A 21,565-nucleotide genomic window follows, 5' to 3' on the forward strand; every position below is an offset into this window, starting at 1 on the left:
GAATTTAATATTATTGATTAATTTTATTAATGTTAGAATTAATCATTTTGGAGGAATTATTAGTGGATACACAGAAACAAGATCATTCGTTCTTTGGGCAACCTAGAGGACTGCTTACATTGTTCTCTACAGAAATGTGGGAACGATTTAGTTACTATGGAATGCGAGCAATTTTACTATTCTACATGTACTTTGCAATTAGCAAGGGTGGATTAGGATTTAATGAGGCTACTGCAGCATCAATCATGTCAATTTACGGTTCATTAGTTTACATGGCCGGAGTTGTCGGTGGTTGGTTGAGTGACCGTGTATGGGGAAGTCGAAAGACAGTCTTCATTGGCGGTGTATTCATTATGCTTGGTCATATCGCACTTTCATTACCATTTGGTGCAGCTGCATTATATGTATCAATTGCATTAATCGTTATCGGTACTGGTTTATTGAAACCAAACGTTTCTGATATGGTTGGTGATTTATATAGCGAAGAAGACCGCAGACGTGATGCAGGTTTCAACATTTTTGTTTTCGGTATTAACTTAGGTGCTGCAATTGCACCATGGGCAGTACCATTTGTTGCTAACTTATTCGGCCACAATGGTAACATGAACTTCCACGCAGGTTTCGCATTAGCTGCTATTGGTATGTTCATCGGTTTAATCCAATACTACTTTGATGGTAAAAAATACTTATCAAAAGAAAGCTTGGAACCAAAAGATCCTATTAGTAAAGAAGATTTAAAACCATTAATCAACAAAATTATTATCGGTGTAGTTGCATTGATTGCTGTTTTAGTATTAATGGCTGTAGCTGGACAATTAAATATTGATAATGTAATTACATTAATTACAATTATCGCAATTGCCTTACCAATTATTTACTTTGTAATTATGCTTAGAAGTAAAAAAGTTACAAAGGTTGAACGTCACCGTGTAAGTGCATATATCCCATTATTCATTGCTGCTGCAATTTTCTGGGGTATTGAAGAATCAGGTTCAGTTGTTTTAGCTTTATTTGCTGAAAACCGTACAGTATTACATATTGGTTCATGGCACTTTGCTGCTTCTAACTTCCAAACATTGAACCCATTGTTCATCATGATTCTTACACCAATCTTTGTTTGGTTATGGGATCACTGGAAGAAACAACCAAGTGCACCTGGTAAATTCGCTGCTGGTTTGATTTTTGCCGGATTATCATACGCTTGGATGGCACTTCCTGGTATTTTAGAAGGAACAAGCGGCCGTGTTAGCCCATTCTGGTTAGTTGGTTCATGGTTCATTGTTGAAATCGGTGAAATGTTGATTTCTCCAATTGGATTATCTGTAACAACAAAATTAGCACCAAAAGCTTTCCGTTCACAAATGATGAGTATGTGGTTCCTTGCTGATGCTGCTGGTCAAGCTATTAACGCACAAATTGTTAAATACTACTCAACAGCTACAGAAGTACCATACTTCTTAATCATTGGTGGTGTAAGTATCGTATTTGGTATCATCCTTTGCTTCTTCGTTAAGAAGATTCATGCTTTAATGGATGGTGTAGATTAAAATTAAAGACTAACTCAAAAGATTATGCCAATTTGGCATAATCTTTTTTATTTTGTGCCCAAAATCTTTACCTGCATTTTGTAACAAAATAGTAATAAAAGCAAAATAAACAGTATATAATTAAAATACTTTAACAAGGGGAGAGTGTTAAGTATGTCAAATACTACTGTTTATTTAGATGATGATTCATCGATTCAATGGGATAAAAGATATAAACGGAATGTCTGGGTATATGTTTTAATTTATGGATTACTTGGTGGGGTTGCTGGAATTACACTTTATACGTTAGTTTCTTATTTAGATATTATTGCACCACAGGTAGTTACTGGATTAAATATGTATTCAGCGATTGGTCAAGCAATTGTCGCCATACTTTTGTTATATGTACATAAAGTGGGATATAAAAAGATTCTTTTAATTACACCAATCATTACAGTAATTTCAATGATAGTTACAGTCCTTTCTGATAATACGGCAATTGTTGCACTAGCATATATTTTGATAACTGCAGGAGTAAGTTTATATGATTTTATGTATCCACTAATGTACACTGTCTATGTTCCACGGGAAAAAAGAACATTTATGATGTCGGTAGTAATGTGTGTAAATTTAATCATGCAGGCAATCGTTTCGTTCTTTGGTGGCAAAATCGTAGTATGGGTATTTAGTCTTAAACAGGGAATTAGTTATCAAGAAGCGTCAATTTTATCCGCAGATTCAAGTAAAATGAATAGTTTACAACTACATAACTATATTATTGGATATAAAACAGTAATTATCATTGCGATAATTTTAACAGCATTAGCTTTTTTCAGTGCCTTTCTATTACGTGAAAAAAGAGACGATTATATAGAAACCAAGAAAGAAAAAGAGCAAAATAAAGCTAAAAATGCCTTAGATTTTAAGGTTCTAGCTAAAAAAGATGTTATTTTGTGGTTGGTTTTCCTTGGATTAACACAAATAGGAATATTATTGGTAGTACCATATTTTCCAATCTATTTAAATGAATTCTTACATATTCAAAGAGGAACAGTTTCTACTATTATTTCTTTCCAAACATTAGCAATGGTATTAGGGTACATGTGTGCACCATGGCTAGAAAAGACAATGGGTTCCGTTGTATCAAACGCAGTTACTACGATTTTATGTATTCCAATGATGCTATTAATTGCTAAAGGAAATATTTTTGGTGGAGCAGTTACGATCGTAATTGGAATTATTTTATTTATTCGTTCTGGCTTAGCTAATGCTGCAATGCCAATTCAACAATCATTACAAATGATTTTAGTCTCAAAAGATATGCGACCAGCATTTAGTTCTTTAATGACAATTATCAACGCAATTATTGGAATTTTAGTAGGATTATTTACCCAAAATGTCTTACTCAAAACGAGTGCAGGATATGCGACAGCTTACTATATCACTAGTTTCTTCTACTTTGCAGCTTCAATTCTTTTATTAATTTTCTTCACCAAGAAATATAATCGGGTAATGTCTCCGAAAAAACAAAAGCAAAAATAAAATTAAGCTCATTTCATTAAAAATGGAATGAGCTTTTGTTTATCACTTTACGCCTTACTTGATATAGTTGATAATATAAGAGTAAAATGTAAAGATATTATAAAGTTTTGAGGAAGTGAAAACATGGCGATTAATTTGACTCCAACTAATTTTGAACAAGAAACCCAAAACGGTTTGGTAATGGTAGACTTTTGGGGTGATTGGTGTCAACCATGTAAAATGCTAGATCCAGTTCTTGAGCAACTTGAGAAAGAATTTGGCGATAAAATAAAGTTTGCAAAAGTAAATGTTCAAGAAAATATGGAATTAGCTCAAAAGTGGGGCATCCAAAATATTCCTGCCCAAGTTTTATTTATTGATGGTCAAGCAAAAGAAAAGGTAACAGGATACAAACCCAAAGACCAATTTGAGAAATACTTGACTCAAAAAATTTCTGAATATAATAAGAGTGACCAAAATGAGTGATAAGACAAAAAATTATTTAAGTGTAGCATTTTTTGCATTTTTCGGTGGAATAAGTCGATATTATTTAGGAAAGATATGGCAATCTAATGGGACAATAGTTGCTAATTTAATTGGTTGTTTTTTATTAGCATTCTTAACATATTATGTAATTGAATCTGATTTATTAGCAAGTTGGCTTAATGTGGGGTTAGGCACTGGGTTTATTGGTGCTTTTACTACCTTCTCTTCATTTACAGTTGATTTTATGAAGTTGATAATGGCCAATCACTATTTGCATGCATTTTTATATTTATTTATTAGCATGATAGGTGGTTTTTTGTGCGTTCTTTGTGCATATTTATTAGCTAGCAAAATAATTAGTAAGAAAAAGGATGAATTTTAATGGTCGTAATGTTAGGTATTGGAGCCAGTTTAGGGGCAGTTGTTCGTTATTTTTTAACTAACTTGATAAAACAGCATCAACAGATTAACTTTCCTTTTGCAACCTTATTTTTAAATATTTCAGGTGCTTTTTTACTAGGAATGTTAATAGGAATTAAGACAACACCTACATTATATGCTGTAATCGGAACTGGTTTTTTAGGCGGTTATACTACTTTCTCAACTTTTAATACAGAACTATTTGCTCTAATTCATGATAAAGAATATCCTGGAGCAATCTTATATGCCATGATTAGTTATGTGATCGGAATATGTTGTGCTTTTTTAGGTGCTTTAGTCGGGAATTGGCTTTAATCAAGGCATAGTAAATTAAATTTTAAAATGGATGGTTTTTATGAAAATTGCAGTTTTAACGGATAGTACATCAATTATTGATCCGCAGATAAAAAGAAAGTTAAATATAAAAGTATTACCTTTGCCGTTATTGGTAAACGGAAAAACATATTATGAAAAATACTATCATGATTATGTTGAACTCAAAAATGACCTTGGTAAATCACAATGCTTTTTATCAGCAGGGCAAGTCTCAGTTGAAGCATTACAAGAAATTGTAGATGATTTGATTGAAAAGGGCTATACAGATGTAATTTGCGTACATATTGATGATAGTATTAGTGGATTAGGAAGTAATTTACGCTCATTTGCAATCAAACAACGTAATAAAATCAATATACATTTAGTTGATTCATATTCTTTTGGAATTATCGAAGGAAAATTAACGCAATTAGTTGGAGAATGGGTTGCAGCAGGTGAAGATTGGCAAACAATCAAGCCTAAAATTTTGCAAGCACGTAATAAGATGCATACTCTTGTGATTATGAAAAATTTGAAACACATCTCAACAACTGGCTACATAAAAAATGGAGTTTCATCAGTCGAAAAAACATTATTAAATCCTAAAACTCTATTACGTTTTGGACAAGATGGATGTTTAGAAGTAACTAATACTTTTTCTCAGTATGGACGACTTTTCAAAGAAGTTCGACGTGAAATTGCTCCAGCATACCAAGAAATGGCCGGTGACCTAAAAATTTCAATCATGATGATTCAAAATAAACGCAATCAACAGATTGTTTCAAAACTAATTACATTATTAAACCGCGTTTATCCTGTTGCTAAAATTGATATGCACGAAATGCCATTATCAATGATTGCACACATTGGAGAACAAAGTATTGTAATCAGTTGGAATTAACTAGCTGTAATAGTGTATTATATATAGGAGTGGTTCGCAAAAATCCCACTAAAAAAAACTAGGAAGAGGTAAATACCTGTGAAAAAGAACGAAAAATTATTAGGATTAGCTAAGGGTGGAATTATTGCTGCATTATATGTAGCAGTAACATTGGTGTTTGCACCAATCAGTTACGGAAGTATTCAATTCAGAATTTCCGAAATTTTCAATAACTTAGCAGTTTTCAACAAACGATACATTTGGGCATTAACAATTGGTTGTGCAATTGCCAACTGTTTCTCACCATTAGGAATCGTTGATGTAATTTTTGGCTCATTAGGAACATTATTAATGACTGGCTTAAGTTATCTTTTAAGTCGGCACGTCAAATCTACAACTGGTAAATTAGTGATTGCAGTAGTTGTCTGCACACTTATGACATGGACAGTTGCTTTAGAATTGAAATATGTCAACCACCTACCATTCTGGCCAACTTACTTAACAGTAGCAATTGGTGAATTTGTATCAATGGTAGTCGGTGCTTTTGTAATTGGCATTATTAGTAAACGAATCGATTTAACAAAATAATGGAGGAAACTAAAATGACATTTGAAGAAGTATTACCAGAGTTAAAAAAAGGCAAAAAGGCAGTCCGCACTGAAGGTTGGGGCGGTTCAGAAGAATATATTTTTGTAGTTGACAATGATACTTACAATGGTGAAAAAGTTAATCCATATTTGATGATTAAAACTAAAGAAGAACCATCTTTATCACAATTTATGCCAACTTCTTGCGATGTATTAGCAAATGATTGGAAGATTGTAGACTAATGAATCTTTATCCAGAATTTAAAAATAAAAAAATTATTTTAACTGGAGTTGCTTCTGGAATCGGAAATGCTCAAGCACGTGCATTTTTGGATGCAGGAGCAATTATTTTTGGAGCAGATGTTCAGCAAAACGAAGCAGTTGAAAAGTTAGCCCAGGAAGCTAATTTCCATTTTGCAAAAGTTGATGTTCGAAGTCTACAAGAGATTACGGACTGGATTAAACCAATTTTGGCAAAGAATCAAATTGATATTTTAGTAAACACTGCTGGAATATTAGATGGCTTTGCTCCAACATTAGAAACTTCAGAAGAACAATGGGATAATATTTTCAATACGAATTTAAAAAGCATTTTTCGTATAACTAATTTAGTATTGCCACAAATGCTTGAACAACATCACGGTGTAATCGTGAATATGGCTTCAATTGCAGGAATGGTTGCTGGAGGCGGTGGTGCAGCTTATACTGCTGCCAAATCAGGAATTATTGGTTATACTAAACAATTAGATTATGATTATGCAGCAAAGGGAATTCGTGCAAATTCAATCGCCCCAGGAGCAATTGAAACTCCTATGAATGCAGCTGATTTTGCTGGCGATGCTCATATGGCAAAATGGGTAGCTGATGAAACTCCCGCAAAACGTTGGGCAAAATCAGAAGAAGTAGCAGCTTTAACAATGTTTTTAGCAAGCCCACGAGCTGATTATATTCATGGAGTTGCTGTTCCTATTGATGGTGGTTGGATAGAAAAATAATTAGCATTATTACTTACTGGTAATGAAGAAAGGAAAAATTTTTGAATCAGCAAGATACGAATTTGAATATTGAGCAGCCGCAACGTTTATTACGAATGCGCGACACTTTTATGTTATTAATCGGTTCCGTAATGGGATCTGGGATCTTTTTTAAGCAAGCGGATGTATTGAAGTTTGCAGGATCTCCTTTTTTAGCTTTAATGGCATGGATACTTGGTGGGATAATTACTCTTACTGCAAGTTTGACGATTGCACAGTTAGGATCTAAATATACAACTGGTGGACTATATGCATATTTGAAACAAATTTACGGAAAATTTGCTGCATTTATGGCAGGCTGGGTTCAAGTTATTATTTATGGTCCTGCTACACTAGGAACTTTAGGAATGTATTTAGCAATTATGCTTGTTAAATTTGTTGGACTTCCTTTAAAATATTTTCCTTATTTAGCAATTGGAGCAATTTTGCTAATTTTAATTTTTAATTGTATTTCAAATAGTGCAACAATTAAAGTTCAATTTGCACTTTCCATATTAAAAATCTTAATGATCGGAGCAATTGTAGTTGCTGGATTAATGTATGGTAAATCACAGATTGTTATTACAGCTCAAAGTGGTGATAACTTACTAAGTCATCAATTTGGGGTTGCTGTAATTTCCAGCTTGTTTGCTTACGATGGTTGGTCAGCTGTGGCAAACATGGGAAGAGAAATCCAACAACCACATCGTACAATTCCACAAACATTAGTACATGGGGTCGTGATGATTATCTTACTCTACATGCTGATTACTATTGTATTTCTCCAAGTGTTGCCTTCCAACTTAATTTTACAACTAGGGAAAGAAACAGCTCCATTTTTTGGACATTATGCATTTGGTGAAATCGGCGGTAAAATCTTTAACATTGGTATCATTTTAACGATTTTAGCATGTTTAAATGGTAAAATGATGACTTTCTCACGAGTGGTATTATCAATGGCAGATGATGATCAATTACCATTTTCAAAATATTTAATGCGTTATAATCAAAAATCAAAATCGCCTATTTTGGCAATTTCATTAATTTCTTTAATTGCAATTATAATGGTATTGTTTTTTGATCCTGGTAAATTATCTCGAATTTGTATTTTTAGTATTTACCTATTTTATTTAATGGCATTTGTCGGTATTTTTATCTTACGACGTCGTAAAGTGGAATTACCATATAAGGTTCCTGGTGCAACAGTAATTGCTGTGATTGCAATTATCGCAACAACATTTGTATTATTCAGTGAAGTTTTATATGACTGGAAATCAATTTTAATCTTAGGATTTTGGGGAATTGTTGGTATTCCAATATATTATTTAATGAAAACAAAAAGAGCGTAAAAATCAATTCAGTGAATTGATTTTCACACTCTTTTTTTATTAGCTAAAATTAATTATTTTGCGTTTTTTTACGTTCAATTGCAACTGAGAATATGAGCAAAATTCCAACCCAAATAACAGAGATAAGCATTGCTAACTTGGTTTGTGGAAGGAATACAAGTAAGATTAAAATTGCAATAAAGAATACTAAAGAAATCCAGTCAGTAAATGGATATCCAGGCATTTTGAATTTTAATTCATCTGCATTTTGTCCCTTTTGTTTCATTTTTTGACGATATTTATAATGACAAAAGAGAATTACAATCCATACAAAAATAAAATTAATTGCAGCAACACTAGAAATAATTTCAAAAACTTTTCCTGGAATGATGTAGTTTAAAATAACAACAAAGAAAAGTAATAATGAAGAAAATTGCAACGCTTTATTAGGTACAGCTGAACTACTTAGCTTGGTAAAGCGTTTAGGTGCATGACCAGTTTTAGCAAGTGAATATAAAGAACGACTTGTACTAAATAAAGCACTGTTAGTTGCAGAAACGGTTGCAGTAATTACTACAATATTCAAAATAGTTGCTGCTCCAGCGATTCCAGCGCCTGAAAATACTTGAACAAAAGGACTTGATGAAGTTTGAATTTTGTTCCATGGATAAACAGACATAATAGCAATCATTGATCCAACATAGAATAAGCCGATTCGAACAGGTAAACTATTGATGGACTTAGGAATATCATTAATGGGATCTTTAGTTTCCCCAGCTGTTAGACCAACCATTTCAATTCCAGCAAACGCGAAAGCAACCATTTGGAATGATTCAATAAAACCGGATAAACCAGTAGGAAAGAATCCATGATGTGATGTTAGGTTTGATAATGAAGCCACTGAGTTGCCAATATGAGCATGCATGACCACAAGGATTGCACCTACGACAATTAAAGCAATAATTGCTAAAATTTTAACCATTGATAACCAACTCTCAAGTTCTCCAAACATGCTTACATTAACCATATTAATTAAAAGCAAACAAACTAATATTACTAGTGGTGGAATTCATTGAGGTAAATCAGGAAACCAAAATTTAAAATAAATACCAGATGCAGTTAAGTCAGCCATCGCACATGCTAAAAAGCATCCAAAATACATCCAGCCAATTACAAATGAAGTTTTATTTCCAAGATATTCTTTTATAAAATCAATAAATGAATGTTTACTTAAATCTGACATTAGCAATTCGCCAAGTGCTCTCATCATAAAGAAGACGAAAATACCAAAGATTAAGTATGACAGGATAACAGAAGGGCCGGCATTGCGAATAGCGGTCCCAGAACCAAGAAACAATCCAGTTCCAATAGCACCACCAATTGCGATCATCATTACATGACGACTTTTAAGTGATCGTGAAAGCGTGTCGATTTGATCATTCTGTTTCTGCATGATACTCCTCCTAAGCTTAAATATATCATTAATGTTAAATTAAAAATAAATTAAAATCAAATAAAATATGATCGATTTAACCAAAAATGAATGAATAATATAGCAAAAAAATAAAGAGATGATAAAACTAACTAATTAATGTTAACTTTTATCACTCTCTTTATTAACTATTTATATGATGAAATCTCGATTAGATTTTGATCATTATCAGTGATGTAGATAGAAGTCATTTTGCCTTCTGAACCTATTTTTTCAATTGGTCCAGCAACAATATTTACAAAGTAACTCTTTAAATGATTTTCAACACTTTCAATATCATCACCGACTACAATACAAAAATCAGCAGCACCAATTGTAGGATGTTCAGCCTTTAATTCAGTAGGGCGATCTGATTTTTGTAATCGAATTAATTGATGACCACAACGCAATGTTGTTACATTTTCATCTGTTTGATCATTGATAACTGGCATGTCAAAAACTTCATGATAAAAACGAGTAGCTTTTTCAATGTTGCTAACAGTTAACACGATGTGATCTAAACGTCTTACACGCATAATAAGATTCCTTTCTTAAATAATTTCAATTAATATTATACTGATTTTTTGATTTGAATTAAATATAAAGAGTTTTTACTTTTAAATGTAAGCGCTTTGATGTAAAATTAAGAAAACGTTTACTTTAACAAAAAGGAGATTATAAAATGTCAAAATTATATGGGGCAATTGAGGCTGGCGGCACAAAGTTTGTTTGTGCTGTTTGTGATGAAGATTTAAATATTATTAAACGCGTAAAGATTCCAACTACTGTACCTGCAGAAACGATGACTGAGGTATTTAAATTCTTTACTGAAAATCCAGTGTCAGCAATGGGAATTGGCTCATTTGGGCCAATTGACATCAATCGTAATTCAGCTACATATGGTTATATAACTAATACACCTAAAAAAGGATGGGCAAATTACAACTTTTTAGGCGAAATGAAGGCAAGGTTTGATATTCCATATGTTTGGACAACGGATGTTAATGTTGCTGCATATGGTGAGCTTAAACGTGGTGCAGCTCAAGGAGAAGACAGTTGTGTATATTTAACTGTTGGAACTGGAGTTGGTGGCGGTGCAGTAGTAAATGGTAAGTTACTTGAAGGTTTTGGTCATCCTGAAATGGGTCACATTATTTTAAAACGGCATCCAAATGATAAATATAAGGGCCATTGTCCATATCATCATGATTGTTTAGAGGGAATGGTTTCTGGTCCTGCGATTGAAGCACGACACCATGGCGTTAAAGCCTATGATATTCCTAAAGATGATGAAGATTGGCAAATTGTAGCTTATTATTTAGCACAAGCATGTTTAGACTATACATTAATATTATCGCCTGAAAAAATTATTTTTGGTGGTGGAGTATCAAAACAATCACAATTATTCCCATTGATTCGGCAAGATTTCAAAGAATTGATGAATGGATACATTAAAACTCCAGCACTTGATGATTATATCGTTCATTGTGATCTCGGTGATGATGCAGGAATTACTGGTTGTTTACTCCTAGCACAAGAAATAGAAAAAAAGAGTTAAAAAAGATTGAAGGACTATGCAAAATGCATAGTCTTTTTTATTAAGTAGTTTAATGTTTTTATAATGAAGTGATGATTTTAATGAAACCTATTCAAATTATGTCCAAAAGTGGTAAAATATTTTTGTTTATATAGTATTGGAGAGTTTTATACATGAAGAAAAAATTATTATCAGGAAGTTTTTGGATGATGATGGGAAGCATCTTATCCCGGGTGCTTGGTATTATCTATTTAATTCCATGGTTAATGATGATGGGAAGTCTCGAGCAACGGAATGCTGCTCAAGCGATTTTTAATTCTGCATATACTCCATATGCATTATTCTTAATTTTAAGTCAATCAGGTTTTCCATCTTCAATTGCTCGCCAAATTGCTGAATATAATAGTGAGAATAAATTCCGTAATAGTTTGCGTGTATTTAAATACGGTATGATGGTAATGCTCGGAATGGGGATTATTTCCGGGGTTATATTTTGGGTGACAGCTCCTTGGATTGCAGCAACTAGTCCAGTTGTCTCAGTTAAAGCAACCATAATTACAATTCGTTGTTGTGTACCAGCGTTGGTCATTTTACCACCAATGAGTTTAATTCGTGGTTTCTTCCAAGGAAATCAAGATATGCAACCTTATGGAATTTCACAATTATGGGAACAATTAATGCGAGTTATTTTCATCATTGCAACTACATTTGTAATTATGGAAGTCATGCATGGTAGCTATCTTGAAGCAGTTAATTACAGTACTTTTGCTGCTTTTGTCGGTGCAATCTTCAGTTTTGTCTATTTGATTTGGCATGGACTAAAAAAACGCGATGAGTACGTTCAGTTATATGAAGAAAGTTTACCAGCGGATAATAATCATATTCCTACTATTTTTAAGGGAATTATCCATGACGCAATTCCGTTTGTAGTTATTGGTTCAGCAATTACAATTTTTCAATTTGCTGATCAATTAACATTCAAGCCGATTGCGGTAAACTTAATGGGAATGCCATTGAAAACTGCACGAGATTTATTCACATATTTCTCAGCTAACCCTAATAAGATTACTGCTGTAGTAATTTCATTAACAACTGCTATTTCAGAGACTTCATTGCCATTATTGGCGCAAAAACAAAGTCATAAGGAAACAGGGAATATTCTTTCTCAAAATATTGAATTGAACTTGGCATGTTTGATTCCATCTTCACTTTTACTTTCAATATTGTCATGGGAAATTAATGGAATCTTCTTTGATTTTCAAAAACTAGGATCTGAATTAATGTCCTTTGCGTTAGTAAATAGTATTGTTTTAGCGTTGTTTATGAACTTCTTTACTGCAGTTCAATCAATGGGCTTTCAAAGATATGCTGTTAAGAAGTTTGGTGTAGGAATTATCTTGAAGTTAGTATTACAAACACCGGCAATTTACTTCTTTGGTGCTTTTGGTCCAACATTAGCGACATCAGTTGCCTTTGGATTGGTAACACTTGATGTTTACTTGATGTTGCGGCGGAATTATATTCAACCAGGTCAATTAAAATATGCTTCGAAGATTTTGAAAATCAATATTTTCTTATTGACAATTACCTTTGTAATTAATCGATTAATCAAATTATTCTTCGTTCCTGAATCTAAGATTACTGCTTTTATCTATTGTGCAGTAATAGCAAGTGCCTTTGGAATTGCATATTTACTAATCTTGAAGAAGACAGGGGTATTAGGCGTAATCTTTGGAACAGTAGATGAAACACCACAAGAAAAAGAAGATATTTTACTTGAATCAGCAACGGATTATGAAATTCAGACTGATGAAAACTTAGGTGGTGCTCATTTTGCTCCAGAAGATCTTGAAAAAATGAAGAATGAAACCCAATCAACTTCTGTTGCTAACAGGATGGAAAATCATGGTTCTAAAAAGAAACCTTATAAGTTAAAAGGTAAACATTTTGAATAATAAAAAAGAGACTATGTTTTCATAGTCTCTTTTTTTATTTTTTAATCATTAAAATTATTTGTTTCTACATTGTTTAAGAACTTCTTCAAATGAGCGAAGTATACTGGAGGATTATCCATCATATGATGGTGACCGCCACCAGGAGTTGTTTCTAAACGTGCATGTGGAATATCTTGAGCCATTCGACGTGCAGATTCTAATGGCATAGTTTCATGTTCACCAAATGTTAATAGTGTTGGTACATGAATATCTTTCATGCGATCACGAATATCCCATTCTTTAAGTTTTCCTGTAACAACAAATTCGTTGTTTCCTTGGAATGCATTATATACAGGAGTTGCCATTGTTGGTACTAAGTGACGAATTGCTTCTGGTTGACGCCGATCAACGAATTCACGGTTTAATACATCAACATATCCTTGATAACGAGCATTATCAAGATCATTTTTAGCTTCGCATTCTTTCATGTATGCAACAGCTTCAGGAGTTAAGGTTGTTTCGCGCAAATAATTAATTCGTTCAAGATACTCGTCGATATTATCGACCATTGATGAAATAATTAACCCCTTTAAGTGTTGACCATATTTTAAGGCATACATCATTGCTAATGCACCGCCCCAAGATTGACCAATTAAGTAGAAATTATCTAGACCTAATTTTTGGCGTAATTCTTCAAGTTCTTCAAGATAATATTCATATGTAAGATATTTTTTAGCAATTTCAGGGTCAGAATAGTCAGGTTGATCTGAATACCATGAACCTAATTGATCATACATTGTAACTTGAACTCCAAGATCAGATAATTCTTCACCAAAGTTTTCCCAATATTCATGATTACCACCAGGGCCACCGTGGAGACATAAAAGTTTAATATCTCCTTGTCCTGCAGTATGTGTCCAAATGTGATAACCATTATCTAACGTGATAATTTTTGTACCTTCACGCATTAAATTCACCTAATTTCATCATAAATTACTTTAATTGTAGCACTAATTTTTCGTTTTGAATCAAAATATATAGTATATTAGAAATAGTAGATAATATGAGAGGGTGAAAAGATTGTTTAATAAGAAGCAGTTTGCACATGTATTTGATATTACATCATTTGAAAACTTAGTAGTTGATTTAATAGGAACTGACTTAGTAATTCGGCAAGCAGATCAACCAGAAGTTATATATTATGATGAGAAAAATAACCATAAAAGACTAGAAATAAATCAAAATAGTACTACTTTGAAAATTAAAGAAAAAAGATGTCTAAGTGGATTGAAAAATTCGCTGGCATTTAAGTTCTTAATTGGAAAACGTCGGTTGGAAATAAAATTACCTAAAAAGGATTTTAAGAAGTTAACAGCCAGTGTGACATCTGGAGATGTAGCTATTAGTAACGTAGATATTAAAGATGTTGATTTATCAACAGGTTCAGGTGCAGTCACAATTGCTTATGCAAAAATTGAAAAATTCAAATTATTAACTAAAGATAGTAATTTAGTTATGAAAATGACTGATATTGATAAAGCAGCGATTGAAAGTAATACTGGTGCAATATTGTTCGACCAAACGAACGTTTTAAATAATATAATGGCTACAATTAGTGAAGGTGACCTGAAAATGCGCAATGTTGAAATTAATGATGGATTGATTACATTGGGCGAGGGTGATGTTAATATAAATACCTTTGAAAATACTGGTGATTTTAAATTAACGACTGATGTTGGTGACATTTCTTTGAGAAATATTAAGACACCTTCAATTACAATTGCAGCCGTACGTGGTAATGATCTTGATAATCCTGATGTAATTAAAGGATTCCCAATGCATAAGCAAGGAACACCAGGAGCTACATTTTTAACTACTGCAGGGCATTTAGATGTTTATAAAGACATTGAAATTATTAATAATCCAAAATAAAAAAGGCTGCCATTAGAGGCAGTCTTTTTTATTATAATGTTTCGTAATTTAGATCTAATTGACAGTTTTCAAGTTGAACTGAATAACTTAAATTCTCATTTCCACGAACAGTCATTTCCATATCAGTAGAATAAATAACTAATCCGAGTTGATTTCCTTTTACTAAGTGGTAAAACATTGGTTGAAGATCTAAATCAATATCATAAAATTGATTTGCTTTTACTTCACTGTTTTTCCAATTATTTTCACGGTTTTGTAAATTAATGTGTCCCTTCGTAATCATCTTCCATGGAGTTGGAGCTGTTAATTTGAATTCTTTCAAATCGTCTTCTTTCCATTGGAATCCTGCATCTAAAGCTTTAAGTGCTAAAGTAGAAGGAACTTCACCTAAACGTTTAATGTTACCAAAATCAACTAACATAAAGCTAAGCATTCCTTTGTCTTGATTTGAAGCAACTTTTAATTTCAAATGAGGGCAACCTTGAAGATAGATGTCTTTTTCAAATTTATTCGTTTTGAAAATTAAATGATTACCAGTTAAAGCATTTTCTTTCTCTGATAACAAATCTTGACGCCATTTATCCCAGTTTTTCTTATACAAGTTAAAATCTTCTACTTTAAGTTGATCAGAGAAGGTTACTGTGTCTGGAGAACTTTCATCCAAACTTAAAGCATTAGTTTGGAATTTGTAAGCATATGTTTGTGGATTCTCAGTTTGCCATCCATCAAATGCATGCCAAGTTCCTTCAGTACTATTATCTTGAACACAAACGTCTGGTATAAGTTCATTAGCGTGATTTTCAACGCCATATAGTTTATTCGTCAACCAAAGATTCATCATGTCAGTAAAATCAATTGATTGGAAATTATTAATATAAATATGCTGTCCTTGGTGAAGGAATAATTTCTTTTTAATAGGTAACTTATCTAATTCTTTGTATAGATTAAATACATTACGAGGTTTTACATTCCAATCATTTAAGCCATGAACCATTACTACATCGCACTTAATATTTGGAACATCCTTTAAATAGTTACGTGCATCCCAAAATGAATTGTAATTTCCAGAATCACGGTCTTGGTCTTTAGTAATTTGTGCTAAATCTTGATTGAATTGAGTTTTAATTTTAAGATAATCACCTGCTTGTTTTTGACGACTGAAACATTCTTCAGCTAATACATCAGCATCTTCTCCTGGATATCCACCAGGGGCAATAACAAGACCTCCATCACGATAATAATCATACCAACTAGATATTGCTGCTTCTGAAATAATTGTCTTTAAGCCCTTAACGCCAGTTGTAGCAGCAGCAGTAGCTAATGTTCCTAAATATGATTTACCTGTCATAGCAACAGATCCATTACACCACCAGGCTTTGATTTCAATATTGTCAGTTTTATTAGTGAAAGCTTTGCGGTTACCAGCTAACCATTCAATGATTGCAGTGGTTGACAAAGTTTCTTCTTTTGAACCACAAGTACGTTCACCATCTGAATCCTTTGTCCCAATTCCAGCGGCATAAACAACTGCAAATCCACGTGCTAAGAAATAATCATTGATAGTTACGTTATGATCATGACCAAAAGTTTCTTCAGCTGCTCTAGATGTACCGTTGACTTTACGTGCAGCAGGTAAGTTTGAGTTTTCGTATTTAAATTCGATTTCTTCATATGTAGTATTATTTGGTTCTTTACGTTTAAGTGGAACATCAACGTTATGAGTGATTTTATCTGTAGTTTTATCATTTGTTCCTTCATTATATGGACTAGCTGTATATAATACAGGAACTTTTAATCCTAACTCTGTATCCACTGGACGAATAATTTCAGCTTTTAATAAATCACGCTTACCATCATGATCAGTATCTAATGAAGATTCTACATATACAACTTCACGGATCAATTTTGATGTATCAAATACAGGTTGTGTTTTACCATTGAAAATTAGCGGCTTTTTATTAACATCTAATCCCCAAAATTGCTTAAAGTATCCATTAGCAGCTAATGAATCTAATAATGTACGACCATCTTTATTGTGAGTGCATAATAAGTCATACCATGCATTAATTAAGTCTTTTTCATCATTAAGTGCATCATGATGATATAGGTGAATTTCATCCATTTTCTTCAATGGATCATTGATATCAAAGTCATCATCCACTTCAAATCCAAGTAATTGCATTGCAATTGCATAAAAGACAGTGAGGTTAATTTCCTTATGTGCTAAGTAATCATATAAATCTTCTGTTGATGTAGCTAAAAATCCATGTAATTTTTGAGCTAGAGTAGCTTGACTACTTGCTTCAAATAAAACTTTTTCTAAAAAGTATAAATATAATTCGTTTAATGGTAAAAAATCAGCTTGTTCAGGATAAAAATTTATTTTTCTAAGTTCATCTACTTTTTGACTGAAAGGTGCATCCATGCGTGCGAATTGATTGATTTTCATAGTATTTCCTCCAGTATTAAGATTAGTTTTAGTATAACACAAGCGTTTTATATAAATAGTAAATGGCAAAGTAATTAGCAAAAATCCAAAGGAATTTTAACAGATCATTTTAATTTGGAATCTTAATAATTCTTAAACAGAATTACATTTAGGAATAGTGGTATCATATAAATGTAAGTTTATAAACTATAAAAAATAAGTTTTAAGGATGAGTGAAAATTGTTAAGTGAGTTTGTTAGAAAAATTAGTAACTTTTTGAAAACATTTAAAATTGAAATTTTTATGGAAATAATTGTTTTAGCTATAATTATGGTATTATATTTTAATGATTTCATAGTAATGAAAGATGCACTTAGCAATGGAACTTTTATTATTGGGGCAATTTCGATTCCACTTGTTATTTCACGATATGTTGCTAAGAAAAAATCTGAAAAGAATGAATTTTATCATTCAACATTAAATAATATTATTAAGTTAGCTTCTGAGAAAAAAGAACTTGACGATAATGATATAAAAGAAAACGTTCTTAAATTAGAGAATATGTACACATATGGTATTTCAAAAATTAGCGAGAAAGATGAACGTGAAAGATTATCAAAATTAGCTAAAAATGTATATTTTCAATTAATTACAAAAAATATTAATCTAGAAAAAATTAATAGTAATAATCTAAATGAAAGCAAAGACTATGTTAAAAACATTAATTTTGATTTAATTGATAAAATTGAGAAAGATGACGAAAAAAATGGTTGGTTACGAAAATTACGGAAAAATTTGAACAAATCAGAAGAGGAAACTATCGACGATGAAGAATGGTTTAGAAAAGAAATACAGTTTGTTCTCCCCAATTTATGCTGGAAGCAAGAAGTAGAATGTCCATCAGAACCTGAACAATCTGGAAGTGATTCCGATAATAACTTTATAATTTATTATAAATGTAACCTTGCATTTTCAAGCACAGACGACGATATGATTCAAACTTTCTTGTCAAATTCCATCCTTTTAGAAAGTATTTTTAATTTCAAGACTCAAAAAGTTAAGGAAAAACTTGTTAAAGATCTTTCAGAAAGCAAGGATAACAATGATGAGAATATATTGTTGATCAAGCCACAATTTATAGTTGATGATGACAGTTATAATACACCTAAAACCTTGAATCTTAACCTTACAAAAGTATATATTGATGTAATTACAAATATCAGCACTAAATCAGATTTAGATAAATTGTATGCCGATAAAAGTGTATTAAAGAAGTATTCTATAAGTTATTCAGAGGAAAATGAGTGTACTCTTAAATCTTGGTTCTCAGTTACTTTGAAAAAGTTAAATGCATTGAAAGATGAAGATATTGATAGTATTATCTTTACTATTCAAAATGAAAATAATGATCATTTTCCACCATTTACAGTATTGGAATTTAAGAAAGATGATTTTATAAAATTAACAGATCGAAAATTGAGTTATCAGAAACTTTCTAAATTGAATTTCTATTTCTGGGTAGATTTTAACAAAGAGAAACAGGTTGTTAAAGTTTACGATGCTTGGGATAAAGATAATTACATTGATATTGGTATTAAATCAATTAATGAAAAATAATTTTGTACAGATGAAGTTTGTTATCATAAAAGCAAACTTCATTTTTTATGTATGCTAATTAAAATAAAAAAAGAACTTAGTCACTTATTAAGTTCTTTTTATTTTGAGAAATATTTATAAAAAAACAACTTTGCTTTATCAGCAAAGTTGCCATATATGATTGCAATTTTAATTACAATGATTAAACATTAGATACATCTTTTTCCCATTTTGCCTGCTGAACATCTGTAGGAAGAGTAAATGAATTTTTGTCATCCCAATCATCAGGATTTCCACTACCAGCTTCAAAGTCGGTACTATCAACTTCCCAATGACCTGTTTTATTTGAATAAACCATTGTAACGTTAACGGCTCCATCATTTGATGTAATGTTATAGTCTTTGTCAGTATCAAGTTTATCTTTGTCAACTTGCAGTGATTGCTTTCTATTAATAAAAGCATTAAATTCAATTGTTGGTTGACTTTCAAAAGTTTCAATTTCGATTGAAGAATTATCAATTGTAACCTTGCTAAATTCGTTTGAATATGAGGTTCCGACTTCTTTTATAGAACTATATGCATAACCTAAAAGTTGCTTTTCATTATCAGTTGCAAATTTCAAATTAGAAAAATCCATCGGTGCAATTGATTTATTCCATGAAATCAAAAATGATGAAAAACTTGCTAACAAGACTTTGTGCAAATGATCATTTTTTTCGAAATCAGTTTTAGGACTAAAAACAATACTTTGATTATCTTTAATCAAATCAACTTTTTCTTTTTTCTTAACGGTTCCATATGCTGGGTTATAGATGTTAACTGTAAAATGATAATTTCCAGGTAAAAAATTTTGATGACCATTCTCTTTTAATGGAATTTTTTTCTGATTGATTATCAAGGATGCAGTCGTATTATCAACGTCATCTAATCCTGAAATTGAAATACTTCTCTTTTGTGGTTCCCAGTATTTCTGATGAAACCAGCCGTTATCGACAAGTTTACATTCATCTTTTAACATCCTTTGAATTTGCTTTTTCGAAGGATTGGATGCAATGAAAGCTTGATAAGCAGATTTATTTATTTTTGAATGATCACTATATTCAGGTAAATATTTTTCGACTGTTTTCAAATCTTTATCTTGAATAGCTGTGATTAAACGATTAGTTGTTGCCGAAGTTGAATGATAGTACCCAAAGCCAAAAATTCCTAATGTACAAATCAGAGTTAAAATAAAAATAATTTTCTTTTTCATATTAGTAACTTGATGCGATTCCAGCAAGGAATTGGTTTCTTAATGATGAGTAACTATCTGAATCTGAACCAGTTGTAACAACTTCCCATTTACCGTCTTTTTTCTGTAATTGGATTTGATAGCCAGAATTACTATCAGTTGAAATTTCTTGTTTTGAAATTAATTCTGGTAATTTATCAATAACATATTGTCCAGCTTCTTTTTCAACTTGTTCTTCATCGACATCGTCATCGTCTTTATGTTTATTAATAAAATCTTTTTCAAAATCTGACATTAATTTATCAAAATCAATATCACTAATATTAACTGTCTTTGCAATTACTTCAATTGTAACTTTATTTGGTGCTGCTTCGTAAATTTTGTATGAAATTTCATCACGTTTTGCACCGTCACTTACATAGTCTTGGAAAACTTTGTCAGCTTGTTGATCAGTGATGGCATCTTTATCAATTGTTTCACGAAATCCTTTTACAAAGTCATCGTGATATTGCTTAGCTTCTTCTTTGACATTATTTTCTAAGTTATTATTATCTTGGGCAGACTTATCATTTAAGAAAACAGCTTCAACATATTGTTTAGCTGCATTCTTAGCACTTTGACCAGGATCTTTATATTTGCTTGCGTTAACTTCTGTAGTTGAAGCTTTCAAATTATCATCTTTACTACTATCGTAATCAGTTGATTTTGGAGTAAACTTCAAGTCATACTTATCCTTCTTATCAACTTTAAAGAAGACGTAGCCACTCACTGATTCATCTTTATCTAATTTTTGATATCCAATATCATTTAATCCGTCAATTGATAATGAATCTTCAGCAGAAATAGTTTTGTCACCTTTCTTTAGCTTAAAATCACTATCTGAAACGGAAATTTCTTGTCCAGTTGTATTTTTGACATTCACTTTAAGTGCAAGGTAGCCCTTACCACTTTGTGTTGAATGTCCATATTCTTGAACATAACATCCATTTGATACCTTAACGTTAGCAGCTTTCTTAGCCCCACATGCTGATAACATAAATAAGGATCCACCAATTAATGACATGGCAATGATTTTCTTGCCAACACGAAGTCCTTGCTTTAATTTTGAAAACAAGCGGCTTTTGTAATTTTCCATACTACACTTCTCCTTTATATAAAAAGTGATGCATGCTATGTAAATATATTATTAAAATAAAACTTATAAAGTAAAATTATCAACGAGCATTGTACAATAATTTTGTCTGTTATTCAATATACCTTTAATATATTTATCTATTTTGGTTAGAAAATAAATATACGCGAATTTTTTAATCAGAGATTAAGAACAAAGGAGACATAATGACAAAAATAGTTAAGTGTG

At 31.8% G+C, this 21,565-nt stretch carries 19 protein-coding genes, 1 pseudogene and 1 riboswitch; of the genes and pseudogenes, 14 read left to right on the forward strand and 6 right to left on the reverse strand.

Annotated features, from left to right (window positions below):
- Positions 1 to 29 precede the first annotated feature (29 nt).
- From QPK35_RS00005 to QPK35_RS00050, 10 genes are all read left to right on the forward strand, one after another.
- The gene (locus QPK35_RS00005; protein WP_290033436.1) at positions 30 to 1,547 is read left to right on the forward strand and encodes a peptide MFS transporter; all 1,518 of its coding nucleotides are present in this window, start codon (positions 30 to 32) and stop codon (positions 1,545 to 1,547) included.
- 153 nt (positions 1,548 to 1,700) lie between these two features.
- Positions 1,701 to 3,068, forward strand: a complete 1,368-nt coding sequence (locus QPK35_RS00010) for an MFS transporter (protein WP_290033437.1) — start codon at positions 1,701 to 1,703, stop codon at positions 3,066 to 3,068.
- A gap of 123 nt (positions 3,069 to 3,191) precedes the next feature.
- Positions 3,192 to 3,533 carry a thioredoxin gene (gene trxA / locus QPK35_RS00015; protein WP_290033438.1) on the forward strand — a complete coding sequence of 114 codons (342 nt, stop codon included), beginning with the start codon at positions 3,192 to 3,194 and terminating at the stop codon, positions 3,531 to 3,533.
- Positions 3,526 to 3,915 carry a fluoride efflux transporter FluC gene (locus QPK35_RS00020; protein WP_290033439.1) on the forward strand — a complete coding sequence of 130 codons (390 nt, stop codon included), beginning with the start codon at positions 3,526 to 3,528 and terminating at the stop codon, positions 3,913 to 3,915. Before trxA ends, QPK35_RS00020 begins: the two co-directional genes overlap by 8 nt.
- Complete coding sequence (gene crcB / locus QPK35_RS00025; RefSeq protein WP_290033440.1) at positions 3,915 to 4,268, forward strand: fluoride efflux transporter CrcB; 354 nt, start codon at positions 3,915 to 3,917, stop codon at positions 4,266 to 4,268. The genes QPK35_RS00020 and crcB overlap by 1 nt, the downstream gene beginning before the upstream one ends.
- A 40-nt stretch (positions 4,269 to 4,308) precedes the next feature.
- Positions 4,309 to 5,169: a DegV family protein gene (locus QPK35_RS00030; RefSeq protein ID WP_290033441.1), complete on the forward strand. Its 861-nt coding sequence runs from the start codon at positions 4,309 to 4,311 to the stop codon at positions 5,167 to 5,169.
- A gap of 23 nt (positions 5,170 to 5,192) precedes the next feature.
- A riboswitch (PreQ1 riboswitch) is annotated at positions 5,193 to 5,237 on the forward strand.
- A 10-nt stretch (positions 5,238 to 5,247) separates the two neighbouring features.
- Complete coding sequence (locus QPK35_RS00035; protein WP_290033442.1) at positions 5,248 to 5,736, forward strand: QueT transporter family protein; 489 nt, start codon at positions 5,248 to 5,250, stop codon at positions 5,734 to 5,736.
- 14 nt (positions 5,737 to 5,750) lie between these two features.
- Positions 5,751 to 5,978, forward strand: coding sequence for a DUF2829 domain-containing protein (locus QPK35_RS00040; RefSeq protein ID WP_290033443.1), 228 nt, complete (start codon positions 5,751 to 5,753; stop codon positions 5,976 to 5,978).
- Entirely contained in the window at positions 5,978 to 6,730 is a 753-nt protein-coding gene (locus tag QPK35_RS00045) for a 3-oxoacyl-ACP reductase (protein WP_290033444.1), read from the forward strand. Before QPK35_RS00040 ends, QPK35_RS00045 begins: the two co-directional genes overlap by 1 nt.
- Positions 6,731 to 6,771: 41 nt before the next feature.
- Positions 6,772 to 8,097 carry an APC family permease gene (locus QPK35_RS00050; protein WP_290033445.1) on the forward strand — a complete coding sequence of 442 codons (1,326 nt, stop codon included), beginning with the start codon at positions 6,772 to 6,774 and terminating at the stop codon, positions 8,095 to 8,097.
- 49 nt (positions 8,098 to 8,146) lie between these two features.
- On the opposite strand, the pseudogene QPK35_RS00055 reads toward QPK35_RS00050, so the two are convergent.
- Both QPK35_RS00055 and QPK35_RS00060 read right to left on the reverse strand, forming a co-directional pair.
- A pseudogene (locus QPK35_RS00055) lies at positions 8,147 to 9,529 on the reverse strand (amino acid permease).
- A 167-nt stretch (positions 9,530 to 9,696) separates the two neighbouring features.
- Positions 9,697 to 10,083: a VOC family protein gene (locus QPK35_RS00060; RefSeq protein ID WP_290033446.1), complete on the reverse strand. Its 387-nt coding sequence runs from the start codon at positions 10,081 to 10,083 to the stop codon at positions 9,697 to 9,699.
- Between the two features lie 146 nt (positions 10,084 to 10,229).
- Between QPK35_RS00060 and QPK35_RS00065 the strand changes: the two genes are divergently transcribed.
- Positions 10,230 to 11,105, forward strand: coding sequence for an ROK family protein (locus QPK35_RS00065; RefSeq protein ID WP_290033447.1), 876 nt, complete (start codon positions 10,230 to 10,232; stop codon positions 11,103 to 11,105).
- Between the two features lie 152 nt (positions 11,106 to 11,257).
- The gene (locus QPK35_RS00070) at positions 11,258 to 13,039 is read left to right on the forward strand and encodes a putative polysaccharide biosynthesis protein (protein ID WP_290033448.1); all 1,782 of its coding nucleotides are present in this window, start codon (positions 11,258 to 11,260) and stop codon (positions 13,037 to 13,039) included.
- A 41-nt stretch (positions 13,040 to 13,080) separates the two neighbouring features.
- Here QPK35_RS00070 and QPK35_RS00075 read toward each other — a convergent pair whose 3' ends face one another.
- A complete protein-coding gene (locus QPK35_RS00075) occupies positions 13,081 to 13,986 on the reverse strand; it encodes a proline iminopeptidase-family hydrolase (RefSeq protein ID WP_290033449.1) in 906 nt (301 codons plus the stop codon).
- A 112-nt stretch (positions 13,987 to 14,098) separates the two neighbouring features.
- On the opposite strand from QPK35_RS00075, the gene QPK35_RS00080 reads away from it, so the two are divergent.
- A complete protein-coding gene (locus QPK35_RS00080; RefSeq protein ID WP_290033450.1) occupies positions 14,099 to 14,950 on the forward strand; it encodes a DUF4097 family beta strand repeat-containing protein in 852 nt (283 codons plus the stop codon).
- Between the two features lie 31 nt (positions 14,951 to 14,981).
- Here the strand turns inward: QPK35_RS00080 and QPK35_RS00085 are convergent, their stop codons facing one another.
- Positions 14,982 to 17,399, reverse strand: coding sequence for a Xaa-Pro dipeptidyl-peptidase (locus QPK35_RS00085; protein WP_290033451.1), 2,418 nt, complete (start codon positions 17,397 to 17,399; stop codon positions 14,982 to 14,984).
- Between the two features lie 219 nt (positions 17,400 to 17,618).
- Here QPK35_RS00085 and QPK35_RS00090 point away from each other — a divergent pair, with 219 nt between their 5' ends.
- Positions 17,619 to 18,995, forward strand: coding sequence for a hypothetical protein (locus tag QPK35_RS00090; RefSeq protein WP_290033452.1), 1,377 nt, complete (start codon positions 17,619 to 17,621; stop codon positions 18,993 to 18,995).
- A gap of 181 nt (positions 18,996 to 19,176) precedes the next feature.
- On the opposite strand, the gene QPK35_RS00095 is transcribed toward QPK35_RS00090, so the two are convergent.
- Both QPK35_RS00095 and QPK35_RS00100 read right to left on the reverse strand, forming a co-directional pair.
- Positions 19,177 to 20,226 (reverse strand): zinc ribbon domain-containing protein, encoded by a 1,050-nt coding sequence (locus QPK35_RS00095; RefSeq protein WP_290033453.1) that lies wholly within the window; start codon positions 20,224 to 20,226, stop codon positions 19,177 to 19,179.
- A gap of 1 nt (position 20,227) precedes the next feature.
- Positions 20,228 to 21,340 (reverse strand): DUF4352 domain-containing protein, encoded by a 1,113-nt coding sequence (locus QPK35_RS00100; RefSeq protein ID WP_290033454.1) that lies wholly within the window; start codon positions 21,338 to 21,340, stop codon positions 20,228 to 20,230.
- Positions 21,341 to 21,565 lie beyond the last annotated feature (225 nt).

This window comes from Ligilactobacillus cholophilus, assembly GCF_030389495.1.
Taxonomy (GTDB): Bacteria; Bacillota; Bacilli; order Lactobacillales; family Lactobacillaceae; genus Ligilactobacillus; species Ligilactobacillus cholophilus.

Coding starts and splice junctions, on each gene's coding strand:
- QPK35_RS00005 (WP_290033436.1), top strand. CDS start 30: ATGTTAGAATTAATCATTTTGGAGGAATTATTAGTGGATACACAGAAA.
- QPK35_RS00010 (WP_290033437.1), top strand. CDS start 1,701: ATGTCAAATACTACTGTTTATTTAGATGATGATTCATCGATTCAATGG.
- QPK35_RS00100 (WP_290033454.1), bottom strand. CDS start 21,340: ATGGAAAATTACAAAAGCCGCTTGTTTTCAAAATTAAAGCAAGGACTT.
- QPK35_RS00040 (WP_290033443.1), top strand. CDS start 5,751: ATGACATTTGAAGAAGTATTACCAGAGTTAAAAAAAGGCAAAAAGGCA.
- QPK35_RS00045 (WP_290033444.1), top strand. CDS start 5,978: ATGAATCTTTATCCAGAATTTAAAAATAAAAAAATTATTTTAACTGGA.
- QPK35_RS00085 (WP_290033451.1), bottom strand. CDS start 17,399: ATGAAAATCAATCAATTCGCACGCATGGATGCACCTTTCAGTCAAAAA.
- trxA (WP_290033438.1), top strand. CDS start 3,192: ATGGCGATTAATTTGACTCCAACTAATTTTGAACAAGAAACCCAAAAC.
- QPK35_RS00020 (WP_290033439.1), top strand. CDS start 3,526: ATGAGTGATAAGACAAAAAATTATTTAAGTGTAGCATTTTTTGCATTT.
- crcB (WP_290033440.1), top strand. CDS start 3,915: ATGGTCGTAATGTTAGGTATTGGAGCCAGTTTAGGGGCAGTTGTTCGT.
- QPK35_RS00030 (WP_290033441.1), top strand. CDS start 4,309: ATGAAAATTGCAGTTTTAACGGATAGTACATCAATTATTGATCCGCAG.
- QPK35_RS00070 (WP_290033448.1), top strand. CDS start 11,258: ATGAAGAAAAAATTATTATCAGGAAGTTTTTGGATGATGATGGGAAGC.
- QPK35_RS00060 (WP_290033446.1), bottom strand. CDS start 10,083: ATGCGTGTAAGACGTTTAGATCACATCGTGTTAACTGTTAGCAACATT.
- QPK35_RS00095 (WP_290033453.1), bottom strand. CDS start 20,226: ATGAAAAAGAAAATTATTTTTATTTTAACTCTGATTTGTACATTAGGA.
- QPK35_RS00065 (WP_290033447.1), top strand. CDS start 10,230: ATGTCAAAATTATATGGGGCAATTGAGGCTGGCGGCACAAAGTTTGTT.
- QPK35_RS00075 (WP_290033449.1), bottom strand. CDS start 13,986: ATGCGTGAAGGTACAAAAATTATCACGTTAGATAATGGTTATCACATT.